General features: G+C 58.4%; 8 protein-coding genes and 3 pseudogenes. 6 read left to right on the top strand and 5 right to left on the bottom strand.

Features of this window, described 5'->3' with window-relative positions; all coding sequences use genetic code 11:
• Positions 1 to 66 precede the first annotated feature (66 nt).
• Both PG881_RS13775 and PG881_RS13780 read right to left on the bottom strand, forming a co-directional pair.
• Positions 67 to 1,608, bottom strand: a complete 1,542-nt coding sequence (locus tag PG881_RS13775; protein WP_270800675.1) for a cyclic diguanylate phosphodiesterase — start codon at positions 1,606 to 1,608, stop codon at positions 67 to 69.
• Between the two features lie 178 nt (positions 1,609 to 1,786).
• Positions 1,787 to 2,641 carry a Tim44 domain-containing protein gene (locus tag PG881_RS13780; RefSeq protein WP_011704944.1) on the bottom strand — a complete coding sequence of 285 codons (855 nt, stop codon included), beginning with the start codon at positions 2,639 to 2,641 and terminating at the stop codon, positions 1,787 to 1,789.
• A gap of 433 nt (positions 2,642 to 3,074) precedes the next feature.
• On the opposite strand from PG881_RS13780, the gene dnaB reads away from it, so the two are divergent.
• Together dnaB and alr are read left to right on the top strand one after the other, a co-directional pair.
• Complete coding sequence (gene dnaB / locus PG881_RS13785; RefSeq protein WP_011704946.1) at positions 3,075 to 4,469, top strand: replicative DNA helicase; 1,395 nt, start codon at positions 3,075 to 3,077, stop codon at positions 4,467 to 4,469.
• A 177-nt stretch (positions 4,470 to 4,646) separates the two neighbouring features.
• Positions 4,647 to 5,720, top strand: a complete 1,074-nt coding sequence (alr, locus tag PG881_RS13790) for an alanine racemase (protein ID WP_270800678.1) — start codon at positions 4,647 to 4,649, stop codon at positions 5,718 to 5,720.
• A gap of 73 nt (positions 5,721 to 5,793) precedes the next feature.
• Here alr and PG881_RS23995 read toward each other — a convergent pair.
• The 3 genes and pseudogenes from PG881_RS23995 to trhP all read right to left on the bottom strand — a co-directional run.
• A pseudogene (locus PG881_RS23995) lies at positions 5,794 to 5,877 on the bottom strand (YfhL family 4Fe-4S dicluster ferredoxin); the annotation flags it as partial.
• Between the two features lie 30 nt (positions 5,878 to 5,907).
• Positions 5,908 to 6,156 (bottom strand): YfhL family 4Fe-4S dicluster ferredoxin, encoded by a 249-nt coding sequence (locus tag PG881_RS13795; protein ID WP_005334896.1) that lies wholly within the window; start codon positions 6,154 to 6,156, stop codon positions 5,908 to 5,910.
• 1 nt (position 6,157) lies between these two features.
• On the bottom strand, positions 6,158 to 7,519 hold the full coding sequence (gene trhP / locus PG881_RS13800; RefSeq protein WP_016349728.1) for a prephenate-dependent tRNA uridine(34) hydroxylase TrhP: 1,362 nt from the start codon (positions 7,517 to 7,519) through the stop codon (positions 6,158 to 6,160).
• A gap of 1,139 nt (positions 7,520 to 8,658) precedes the next feature.
• Here trhP and PG881_RS13805 point away from each other — a divergent pair.
• From PG881_RS13805 to PG881_RS13820, 4 genes and pseudogenes are all read left to right on the top strand, one after another.
• Positions 8,659 to 9,480: pseudogene (locus tag PG881_RS13805) on the top strand (IS3-like element ISAs20 family transposase); the annotation flags it as partial.
• Positions 9,481 to 9,595: 115 nt separating this feature from the next.
• Positions 9,596 to 11,227 (top strand): methyl-accepting chemotaxis protein, encoded by a 1,632-nt coding sequence (locus tag PG881_RS13810; RefSeq protein WP_270800680.1) that lies wholly within the window; start codon positions 9,596 to 9,598, stop codon positions 11,225 to 11,227.
• Between the two features lie 161 nt (positions 11,228 to 11,388).
• Positions 11,389 to 11,958 (top strand): annotated as a pseudogene (locus tag PG881_RS13815) (ISAs1-like element ISAs1 family transposase); the annotation flags it as partial.
• 123 nt (positions 11,959 to 12,081) lie between these two features.
• A complete protein-coding gene (locus PG881_RS13820) occupies positions 12,082 to 12,720 on the top strand; it encodes a GAF domain-containing protein (RefSeq protein ID WP_270800689.1) in 639 nt (212 codons plus the stop codon).
• Positions 12,721 to 12,770: the final 50 nt, after the last annotated feature.

Genomic DNA, 12,770 nt, shown 5'->3' on the forward strand with positions numbered 1-12,770 from the left:
GAAGGCGCGGCGGGGATTTTCCGCCAGCATGGGTGTCAATGCAACCCCATTGAGGTCAGGGGCGCTTCAAGGCGCAGGCGTGGGGCTCAGTTGCTGCAGAAATTGCTGTGGGGTGAGCGGGCGGCCATACAGGTAGCCCTGCAGGTAATCGACCTGCCGCTCGACCAGAAAGTCGGCCTGCTCCTGGGTCTCGACCCCTTCGGCGATGGTTTGCAGCCCCAGTCGGGTCGCCAGGCTGATGGTGCTGTCAAGAATATGACGGGAGAGGGCGTTGGTGCCGATCATGGCGACGAAGCTCTGATCGATCTTCAGATAGTCCACGTGAAACTGTTGCAGATAGGTGAGGCTGGAGTGGCCGGTACCAAAGTCGTCCAGCCCGATCCTGACCCCCATCTGCCGCAACTCCTCAAACAGCCGCTCGGTGAGGTGGTTGGGGGTGATGAGCTCGCGCTCGGTCAGCTCCAGCACCAGGGTGATCGGGTTGGCGGTGAAGGCGGCGATAAAGCTGCGGCAGTCATCCAGCAGACTCAGCTGCTGGCAGTGGCGGGCACAGATGTTGAAGCTGAAGTGGAAGCGGGGCGGCAGCGCCGCCGCATAGGGGGCAAACTGCAGCCGCACCTGCTGCATCAGGGTCTGGGTCATCAGGATGATGAGGCCGCTCTCCTCCGCCAGCGGAATGAAGAGATCCGGCCGGATCAGCCCCTGGCGGTGGTGCTGCCAGCGCATCAACACCTCGCAGCCGTGCAACTGGCCACTCTGGCTGACGACGATGGGTTGCAGATAGGGCACGAACTCCTGCTTGATGATGGCGCGCCTGAGCTCCTGGGTCGGGGTCGAGATATGGCTCCACCAGCGGTAGGTGGCGAGGCCGGCCAGCCCCCCGAGGGCCAGGATCAGCAGCACCATGCTGCCCTGCTTTTGCAGGGTCATGGCCAGCACGGCACTCAGCGGGAACCCCTGGTTGAGGCTGTAGCCGAACGTGGTCGAGTCGAGCCGGTAGTTGAAGCCCTGCAGCCTGGGCGGCTGGCCATCGTGGACCTTGCCCTGCAGGTCGAGCCACTGCTCACCGATTTGCACCCAGCTGTGGGGGCCGGCGAGGTGCCACTGCAACGGCTTGCTCAGATGATAGGGGTTGATGGCGACCACCACCGCATGATCCCCTTCGCTCAGGTGGTAGAACAGCAGCGACGGTTTACGTCCGAGCTGGGTGACCGCCTCCAGCCTGAGCAGCTCGTGCTGGCTGTTCTGCAGCCGGTCTTTGAGATCGATCTCGTCGAAGATGGAGGAGCAGTAGAGGCGACCGTTGCGGGAGAGGTTGACCGAGCGCACATAGGGGGAGGTGGCGACCAGCACCCGCAGCTCGCGGGCTACCTCGCGGCAGGGACGGCTGGCCAGTGGCAGCGCCGCCTTGGCCGCCAGGGTCGAGTGGTGCAGCGCGCTGTCGATCTGGGTCATGGCGCGTTCGGCGGCGGTCTGGGCCTGCTGGCGCGTCATCGACCAGGTCTGCCAGTAGAGGGTGACGAGGGAGATGAGGATCAGGGTGGCGCAGCACAGCAGGCTGGCCAGGAGACGAGGCATGTTGCTGCGACGCAGAAAGGGAAGAGCCATGGGCCACGCCTCGATGAAGAGTCAATTGAACAAAAAAAGGTCGGTCATACTACACAATCACACCTCAATCTCATAGCCGGTACAAGGGGCAGCATGGGCGGGTGGAGGGGGCTGGAAATGCCAAAAAGCAAAGACGGCCCGCAGGCCGCCTTTGATTATCATCGCAGAGAAAGCGCGTTTACAGCTGCTCGATGCCGACGATATGCCAGGGAGCATTGTCCTTGGCGAGGTTGCGCTCGAGGTGCCACACCTCCTTGATGTCCTCCTCGACCTGCTCCTGGCGATCCATGTAGCGGCCGCTGAAGCGCACGCTGACCTGGGCCCAGTCGCTGCCGTAGTCGGCGCGCACCAGCTGGGTGTCCACATACATCACTTCGGTATGCTGCTCACCGGTGAGCTCGGCCCGCTCGGCCTTGAGCTGTTCGAACAGCTCAGGACTCACGTACTCGCGTACCTTTTCCAGATCGTTTTTGTTCCAGGCTTCCTGCAGGGTGCGGTAGTGATCGCGAGCCCCGGCCAGGAAACCGTTCATGTCAAAACCTGGCGGCAGGCGGAACGGCACGTCGCTGTCGGCAAAACCGGTGGCCTGCGGGGCGCTGTGGTTCTGCTCGAACTGCTGGGGCGCCGCGCTCTGGGGCGGTTGATAGCCGGCATAGGCCGTCTGCTGCTGTGGCGCCGCCATCTTGCCCTTGCGCAGGGTGCGGATCAGGAACACGGCCCCAAGTGCCAGCAGGGCGATCAGCAGGAAGTCCATCCCTTGCAGACCTTCGAAGGCGCCGCTGCCCAGCAGGTAGGCGAACAGACCACCGGCCAGCAGGCCGCCGAGCAGGCCGCCCATCATGCCGCCCTTCTTGGGTGCCTGGGCGCCCACGGTGGGGTTCTTGGTGTCGACGGGTTTGGCGGCCGGTTGGGCCGGAGCCGTTTTATAGCTCTTGCCAAAGGATTTGCCGCCGCCAAATTTCTTGGCCTCGGCAATGGGTGCCCCCAGGCCAATGGCCAGGATCACGGCAAACAGGGTCAGCATCTTTTTCATTTTGACTCTTTTCACTCTCATCAGTGGGTGGGGCATGCTCTGCTTTGGCAAGCTCAGCGAGGCGCATGGCAGGCTGCCTGTCCCTCGTTGTATTGCAGCTTGCGACTATGATTAACATGATTGGCATGAATTATTCATGAACAGATTGCCCCCGATCGGGGGCGTTGCGAGGAGACAGGCCATGAAAAGTCGACGACCGAGCCGCAAGGAGCGCAAACTGCGCAACAAGGCGAGAGCCAAACCGCAGGATCAGACCCTGGTCTGGCCCTTCATGATGGTATGAATGCGAGACGGATTTCATCGACAGGCGGCGCCAGCAACCATCAGGAGGGCGGTTGTGGCTGACAGAAGTGAATAGCGTGCATTTGCACTCGCGATGACGGGGTTTCTTTTGTAAAATTCCCGTCCCCTTCCCGCTGCGGTTTTTATGTGTATGGCAGAGCAAGTGACGGCGAAAAAAGACGCCAAGACACAACAGCTGAAAGTACCTCCCCACTCTTTTGAGGCCGAACAGTCCGTACTGGGCGGCCTTATGCTGGACAACGAGGCCTGGGATCGGGTTGCCGAACGGGTGATCGACAAGGACTTCTACAGCCGCCCGCACCGCCTGATCTTCCAGGCCATGACCCGCCTCTCCAACGCGGGCAACCCCATCGATCTCATCACCTTGCAGGAGGAGCTGGAGCGCTCCGAACAGCTGGAAGAGGCCGGTGGCTTCGCCTATCTGGTGGAGATCGCCAAGAACACCCCGAGTGCCGCCAACATCAGTGCCTACGCCGAGATCGTGCGTGAGCGGGCGGTCGTGCGGGAGATGATCTCGGTCGCCAACGAGATAGTCGAAGCAGGCTATGAGCCGCAGGGGCGCACCTCCGGCGATCTGCTGGACCTGGCCGAGAGCAAGGTATTCAAGATTGCCGAGCAGCGCAGCAGCGCCAACGAGGGGCCCCAGCCGCTCAAGCTTATTCTCGAGCAGACCGTCGACAAGATTGAAGAGCTGTTCAAGACGCCCCACAACGGCGTGACCGGGGTATCGAGCGGTTACGGTGATCTCGACAAGATGACCGCCGGCCTGCAGCGCTCGGATCTGGTGATCGTCGCGGCCCGTCCCTCCATGGGCAAGACGACGTTTGCCATGAACCTGTGTGAGCATGCGGCGCTCACCGCCGACAAGCCGGTACTGATCTTCTCCCTCGAGATGCCCTCCGAGCAGATCATCATGCGTATGCTCGCCTCGGTGGGGCGCATCGACCAGACCAAGGTGCGGACCGGTCAGCTCGACGACGAGGATTGGGCGCGGCTCTCCTCCACCATGGGATTGCTGCTCGAGAAGGGCAAGATGTACATCGATGACGCCTCCGGCCTCACCCCGACCGACGTGCGTTCTCGTGCCCGTCGTATCGCCCGTGAGCACGGCGGTCTCTCGATGATCATGATCGACTACCTGCAACTGATGCGGGTGCCGGCGCTGTCTGACAACCGGACCCTGGAGATCGGCGAGATATCCCGCTCCCTCAAGGCCTTGGCGAAAGAGTTGCAGTGCCCGGTGGTGGCACTCTCCCAGCTGAACCGAAGCCTGGAGCAGCGGGCCGACAAGCGGCCGGTCAACTCCGACCTTCGTGAATCCGGCTCCATCGAGCAGGATGCGGACTTGATCATGTTTATCTACCGCGACGAGGTCTATCACGACGACAGTCCCGACAAGGGGATCGCCGAGATCATCATCGGCAAGCAGCGTAACGGCCCTATAGGAAGAGTGCGCCTCACCTTCCAGGGGCAGTTCTCGCGCTTTGACAACTACGCGGGTCCGGCGTTTGATGATGACTACTGATCATCGGGTGTGCACGCTTTGCGTGCGGCACCCTGATGATGGCAAAGAGAGTTCCAGAAACAGTTTTCCCGGTTCGACAATTCTGCCGGTCCGGCCTTAGACGATGACAATTAAGGGCTGACACCCCCCGGTGCCTGGCGCGTTCGCGCGTTATCATGCCCTCGTAAGGGAAAACAGATGAAAGCGGCTATCGCCCAAATCAATACCGCGGCCCTGCGCCACAACCTCGCCGTGGTGAAACGCCACGCCCCCCAATGCAAGATCATTGCCGTGGTCAAGGCCAACGCCTATGGCCATGGGCTGCTGCCGGTCGCCCGCACCCTGGTGGATGCGGATGCCTATGCGGTGGCCCGCATCGAAGAGGCGCTGATGCTGCGCTCCTGCGCCGTGGTCAAGCCCATCGTGCTGCTGGAGGGTTTCTTCAGCGCGGCCGACCTGCCGGTGCTGGCGGCCAACAACCTGCAGACTGCGGTGCACACCTGGGAGCAGCTCGAAGCGCTGGAGCAGGCGGATCTGCCTGCCCCCGTGGTGGCCTGGCTCAAGCTCGACACTGGCATGCACCGCCTCGGCGTGCGGGCCGACGAGATGCCCGCCTTTATCGAGCGCCTTGCCAGGTGCAAGAACGTGGTTCAACCGTTCAACATCATGACCCACTTCAGCCGCTCCGATGAGCTGGAGCAGCCCACCACCCGTGAACAGATCGACTTGTTCAGCCAGCTGACCGCGCCGCTTTTGGGCGAGCGGGCCATAGCCAACTCGGCGGGCATCCTGGCCTGGCCGGATTCCCACTGCGACTGGATCCGCCCCGGCGTCATCCTCTACGGCGTCTCCCCCTTCCCCAATACGGTGGCGGCCGATTACGACCTGCAGCCGGTGATGACCCTCAAGACACAACTGATCGCGGTGCGGGATCACAAGGCGGGCGAGCCGGTGGGCTATGGCGCCAACTGGGTGTCGGATCGCGATACCCGACTTGGGGTGATTGCCATCGGCTATGGGGACGGCTATCCACGCATGGCCCCCAACGGCACGCCTGTGCTGGTCAACGGCCGCATCGTGCCACTGGTGGGTAGGGTCTCCATGGACATGACCACGGTGGATCTCGGCCCCGGCGCCACCGACAAGGCCGGCGACGAGGCGGTGCTGTGGGGTGAAGGGCTGCCGGTAGAGCGGGTGGCCGACCAGATCGGCACCATCCCCTACGAGCTCATCACCAAGCTCACCTCCCGGGTCTTTATGGAGTATGTCTAGGTGACGTGAGCGCCAAACGTCAAAAAGCCCCGCATAGCGGGGCTTTTTTTATGATGTCATCGCGATCTGCTGATTACCTGTGCATCCGCACAAACTTTTCCATCAGCTGGTCTTCGGTCTCCACTATATGGACGGGATCCCGGAGGATGCCGTCCATGTAGAGCAGATGCTGATGCTGATGCCGAGGTTACTGTCGGTGCATCCGCACAAATTTCTCCATCAGTTGATCTTCGGTCTCCACGTGAGCGGGATCCCAGATGATGCAGTCGATGGGGCAGACGCTGATGCAGGTCGGCTTCTCGTAGTGACCGACGCACTCGGTACAGCGACTGGGGTCGATCTCGTAGATCTCCTCGCCCAGGCTAATGGCCTGGTTCGGACACTCGGGATCGCACATGTCACAGTTGATGCACTTGTCGGTGATGAGCAGTGCCATCTCAGGCGGCCGAGTGCGGCTGACGGGTATCCTGGCGCTCACCGAGGTTGCGCAGCAGGATGCCGTAGTCAACGTCCACTTCCTTCGGTACCGGCACATAGACCACGTGGCCGTTGCCCGGCGCGGTGTCGATGAGCTCGCCCTTGCGGTTTTGCATCTGCTCCAGATTGAAGCTGAGGTTGCCCTGCGGGGTCATCAGTTCGAGGCTGTTGCCCACCAGGAACTTGTTCTTCACCTCGACTTCCACCATGTCGCCGTTGCGACCGGTGATCTCGCCAACGAACTGCTGGGTGTCGGAGACCGAGTAACCGTAGTCGTAGTTCTGGTATTCGCTGTGGTTGTGACGGCGCAGGAAGCCCTCGGTATAGCCGCGGTGGGCCAGATTTTCGAGGGTGCCCATCAGGCTGCGGTCAAACGGCCGGCCGGCTACCGCATCGTCGATCGCCTTGCGATAGACCTGGGCGGTGCGGGCGCAGTAGTAGAAGGACTTGGTGCGGCCTTCGATTTTCAGCGAGTGCACGCCCATCCTGGTCAGTCGCTCGACGTGCTCGACCGCGCGCAGATCCTTGGAGTTCATGATGTAGGTGCCGTGTTCGTCTTCGAACGCGCTCATGTACTCGCCCGGGCGGTTGGACTCTTCCAGCAGCACCAGCGCATCGGTCGGTTTGCCCAGGCCCAGGGTGTTGTCCGGGCGGATGGCGATGGGCTCCTGACGGTGGACGATCTGGCCCACGTCATCTTCCTTGCCTTCGTGCACCTTGTACTCCCAGCGGCAGGAGTTGGTGCAGGTGCCCTGGTTGGGGTCACGCTTGTTGATGTAGCCGGAGAGCAGGCAGCGGCCGGAGTAGGCCATGCACAGCGCCCCGTGGACGAACACTTCCAGCTCCATCTCCGGCACCTGCATGCGGATCTCCTCGATCTCGTCCAGCGACAGTTCGCGGGAGAGAATGACCCGGGTCAGGCCCATCTGATGCCAGAACTTCACCGTGGCCCAGTTGACCGCGTTGGCCTGCACCGACAGGTGAATAGGCATATCAGGGAAAGCTTCGCGCATCATCATGATGAGACCGGGGTCGGACATGATCAGCGCATCTGGCTTCATCTCCACCACCGGACGCATGTCGCGGATGAAGGTCTTGAGTTTGGAGTTGTGGGGCTGGATGTTGGCCACCACGTAGAACTGCTTGCCGAGGGCATGAGCTTCGTTGATACCCAGTTGCAGGTTCTCGTGATCGAATTCGTTGTTACGCACCCGCAGGCTGTAACGGGGTTGGCCAGCATAGACGGCATCGGCGCCATAGGCGTAGGCGTAACGCATGTTCTTGAGGGAACCTGCGGGGGAGAGCAATTCTGGTTTAAACATGGCGGACTCTTCGTATCTGATTGCAAATCAGGAAGACACTACCTAATAGTGCCGAATAATCAATGACTTACATTGATTTTTTTGGTGTGTATAGTCGTGTATAGTTGGGATCTCCCAACACCCTAATATTTTACCACCAAACCCAGCTGCCAGCCACGCACACAGCTTGGCTGAGTTGATTTCGGATGCATCCGTGCTAGCAGAGCGGTAGGTCGCAACATATGACTTGTGTCGAACTCATCCGGAGCTTGCTAGAAGGGAACTAGCTGATGCGAGATCAACAGACACTATTGGCCTCATGGGCTGGGTCATTTTTGTTTTTTGCGGACTATGAGTTGAACGGAAATGTGGTAACGACAGGTAGTTATGGACAACAATAGAGATACACTAATGTCATTTTCTTGGATGTGGCCCCATGCAGCGTAAGCTGCAATCATCAAAGCCGTCGCGTATACGAAATGGCCAAGCCACTTTCGATATCACTCCCTCTTTAGATGATATCTGGCACTCCTTCCCCGCCCGACACCCAGCGTCAGACAGCCATGAACGAAATCGTTAAAGTAATTTATGGGTACACAGGAGATATTCAGCGGAGATGTATATGTCACGAAAAATGGAGTTTCGAAGCTGTTCATCATGACTGCGGAGTATCACGCACATGAGCGGGCACTACATCAGCATGCTAGCGAGCAAAAAGCCCTGATGAGGCAGTTAGTGATGGCGATGCAGAGCATCGACAATGGTATGACTAATAGTGCAGATGAGTCTCTAGCGAGACTGCGCGAGGCCAACGCGTGATGGTGCAGGTCTGGTGTGCAGTGATGCATTGTCATGGCTATGTGGAAAGCGTCGATGGGGTGTTGTGTAGCGTCTGCGGTGCGAGCAAAACAAAACGGTTGCTCAAGGTATACCGCATCGTGCCCCCGCTGTTGCTGCTGGCATCCCTTAGTGCCCAGGCCACCGAATGCCCCGATATGTACCTGGCCAAGCGTGAACCCATGCTGATAGCCCCGCTGGCCGGTAATTTCTTCGAACTGCGTAACTCCGAATACGCAGTGCTGGTGTCGGAGATCAACAAGACGGCACTTTACTCAGCCGAAAAGCTGACCCCGGCCCAGGTAAAAGGGGCGAAACGTATCACCTCGTTGCCGCCGAGTCAAATTGTGCCACGGCTGGCCGACCAGAGGCGCTACTTGGCCAGTGAGTCGAGCTTCTATCGCATCTTGCGGGCGGCTGACCAGCAGCACAGGCGTGGCCGGAGCCAGCCACCGCGTCATGTGCCGGTACCAACCAGCCATACCGCGACTGGGCCCAATCAAGTGTGGTCCTGGGATATCACCTACTTGCCGTCACTCGTGCGCGGCCAGTATTACTACCTCTATCTGATAGAGGACATCTACAGCCGCAAAGGGGTGAGCTGGGAAGTGCATGAGCAAGAGTGCGGTGAACGGGCGGCGGCGTTGCTGCAACGGAGCATCATCCGCGAGCAGTGCTGGAAGCAGCCGCTGGTCTTGCACTCGGACAACGGCGCGCCAATGAAGTCAGTCACGCTGCTGACCAAGATGCATGACCTGGGTGTCACGCCCTCGCGGGGACGGCCTCGGGTCAGCAACGATAATCCGTACTCGGAGTCATTGTTCAGGACGCTGAAGTACTGTCCGCAGTGGCCATCAGACGGCTTTGCCAGTCTGGAAGCGGCCAGGGAGTGGGTGCGCGACTTTATGGCCTGGTATAACGAAGAGCACCGGCATAGCCGTATCCGCTTCGTCACACCCAACGAGCGGCATCGGGGTGACGATAAAGCCCTGCTGGCGAAACGGGATGCTGTGTACCAGGCCGCCCGAGCACAACACCCAGCGAGGTGGAGTGGCAAGACGCGAGACTGGACACCTATCGGTGCCGTGATGCTAAATCCGGAGCGGCCCGAGAAACCCGAGCCGGAGCAAAAAGAGGCTGCTTAAAACAGCTTTGCGCGACAACTATCTTGAAAAACGCCGCTCATGTGACGACACCATTACGGTGTCAGGCTCCATGGGTCGCTATATAGGTACAGATTCAGGTCATGAAGGGGAAAGTATGTCCATACAAGGTTCGTTGAGAGCACAGTTACTGGCGTTGTTGGGCGGAAGTATTCTTCTCCTCGTCATCATCTCGTTGTTCTGTTTCCGTCTGCTGGCGCAAGGGGTCGAAGATTATCAATCCCTGGTTAACAGCACGCTGCAAGAGTCGACGCTGGTTGATCGGGCCAATCTGGAGTTCAAGAGCCAGGTTCAGGAGTGGAAAAATGTCCTGCTGCGCGGCAAGGATCCGGAGGCTCTGACCAAGTATTGGACCCAGTTTGAAGAGCAGGAGCGTGCGGTCAACCAGACACTGGCGCAACTGAGCCAGTTGGCCGGGCAGTGGCAGGGTCAGGAGTTGGTTGCCCAGGTGCGGAGCCTGAGTGATGAACATCAGAAACTCGGGCAGGCCTATCGTCAGGGCAAAGAGAAGTTTGTTGCCGCTCAGGGCGACCCGACTGTGGGGGATCAGGCGGTGAAGGGTATCGATCGGGCAACCAGCGAGCAGATGGAGGCTCTGGTCAAGCATCTGCATGAAGAAGGCAATCGTCAGGCCCAAGCCATTAGTGAGGAGACCCACAGCCAAGCCATTCTCGGCGTGGTATTCCTGATTGTGGCGTCATTACTGGTGGGGGGGCTCAGTCTCTGGTTGGTGAATCGCCAACTGCTGGTGCCGATCAAGGCGCTCACCGACTTCATTATCCAGTTGAGCCATGGCAAGTTTGATCGACCCTTTGCGCTGCAACGGCAGGATGAACTGGGTGCCCTGGCCAAGGCCGCCAATACCCTGCGCGATTTCTTGGGGGCGACCTTTTCCCAGCTCAAGTTGAGTGGCGAGCAGCTGGATAGTGCCAGCCATGAACTCAAGGAAATCTCCGGGTTGATGACCAAGGGCACCCGGGATCAATTCTCCCGCACCGATATGGTGGCTACCGCGATGCACGAGATGTCGGCGACGGCGCAGAATGTCGCCGAGAATGCCGCATCGGCCGCCCAGGCGACGGATCAGGCGGACCATACGGCTCACGAAGGAGAGCAAGTGATGCAGGACACCATAGGCGGCATTGCCCAGATGGGTAAAGAAATTGACAACACGGCTGGCGTTATAAAACAACTGGATGAAGATAGCCGCCGCATCAGTACCGTGCTGGAGGTGATCCGTTCCATTGCCGAGCAGACCAACCTGCTGGCCTTGAATGCGGCGATTGAAGCGGCGCGGGCCGGTGAGCAGGGACGCGGCTTCGCCGTGGTCGCGGACGAGGTTCGTACCCTGGCCAAGCGCACGGCGGACTCTACGGCGGAGATCAACCAGATCATCGCCAAGGTACAGCGTGGCACCCAGGATGCGGTACAGGCGATTGGTAGTAGCCAGCAACTCAGCCAGCAGAGTATCGAACAGGTGACGGTCGCGGGTCGCAAGTTGCAGAGCATCACGAGCTCCATCAGCCAGATCCACGGCATGAACCAGCAGATCGCCACCGCCGCCGAGGAGCAGACGCTGGTGGTGGAAGATATCGCCCGCAACCTGGTGGATATCAAAACCATCGCCACCGAGAACGAAGAGAACGCCCACCGCACCCAGGGTGCCAGCGACCAGTTGCATCAAACCGCGGTCGACCTCAACCGCGCCATGCAAAAGCTGATGGCCTAAATCAAAACCGGGCCCCGCCGATAGCGGGGCCCGTTTTTTCCTAAACAGATGCAAACGGCTTCCCCTAGCGCATCCCAGGGCGGGATCGCACTTTGTTAATGAAATTTGAACAGGCAGATCGTCTGTGATCTAATCGCGTCTCCATGCAGGAGGCACGCGCTATGACGTTGATTGAACACCTTACCCTTGTCGAAGAAACTCGCTCTGAGATCAATCGTAAACATAACCTGGTTGATGTCATGTTCCTTGTCATCAGTGCCATCATGAGTGGTGCCGAGGGCTGGAATGACATCGAAACCTATGGCGATTCAAAGATCGATTGGCTCCGTCAGCATCGCCCCTTTGCCAACGGCATCCCGCGGCGTCACACGGTTGCCCGCATTCTGCGCTGCATTGTCATCGATACCTTGCTTGAAGCGTTGCTGTGCTGGGTCAATGAACAGCGCACTCATCAGGGCAAACCCATCATTGCCTTTGATGGCAAGGTGTTACGCGGCTCCTTTCGGGGAAATGCCAAGGATGCGCTTCAGTTGGTCACGGCTTACGATACCGAAAATGGGCTGGTGTTAAGCCAGAAAGCAACCCCTAACAAGAAGGGGGAAATCGAAACCGTCAAAGATATGCTGGACATTCTTGAGCTAAAAGGAGCCGTTGTCACACTCGATGCGTTGCATTGTCAGCGTGAGACACTGGAGAAAATCAGCGAGAAGAAGGCTCATGTAGTGGTACAGTGTATTCTTGCAGTACAATTGATAATAATCGATTAAGCAGCAAATTATTGGAGTAACGTTTTGAAAGCACCTGAACTCCCTGTTGATGAAACTGCTCGTTTACTTGCATTACAGCGAACTAATTTGCTGGATACGCCAGCAGAGAAGCGCTTTGACCGCATTACAAGATTAGCAGCGTCTGTATTTAAAGTGCCAATATGCCTTATCTCTTTGGTGGATAGTGACCGGCAATGGTTTAAATCTAAAGTGGGTCTTGACGCTTGTGAAACAGGCCGTGATATCTCATTTTGTGGCCATGCGATATTGCATGAGGATATTTTAATTGTTTCAGATGCAACAAAAGATGAGCGCTTTTCGTCAAATCCTTTAGTAACCCACGCGCCGCATATTCGTTTTTATGCGGGTGCACCGCTGCGAGAGACAAGTGGGCAACCCATCGGCAGTCTATGTCTCATTGACTCCGTGGCCAGAGACTTTTCAGTAAAAGAGCAGCAAGAACTGCGCGAATTTGCAGACATGGTTGAGTATGAAATTGCCAAAGAATATCACGCTCGACTTCAAGAGCGGTTTTTAAAAGGCATGGCAAGAAAAACCTCAATACTGGCAACACTGCCTGATATGGTATTTGTTATTGACCGAAACTTTCGTTTTTTGGTTTGCAAAGAGCATCCTGACTTACTTAAACCTCAACAAGCGATTTTGGGGCGTACCGTTCATGAGATACTACCCAATGAGCTAGGGAAGGTGCGAACAAGTCCCTGATATGAGATCATGTTTGTCATCTGGAGCCATGGAACAGGGTTCATCATGAG

Source organism: Aeromonas sp. QDB54, assembly GCF_027707385.1.
GTDB lineage: Bacteria > Pseudomonadota > Gammaproteobacteria > Enterobacterales > Aeromonadaceae > Aeromonas > Aeromonas hydrophila.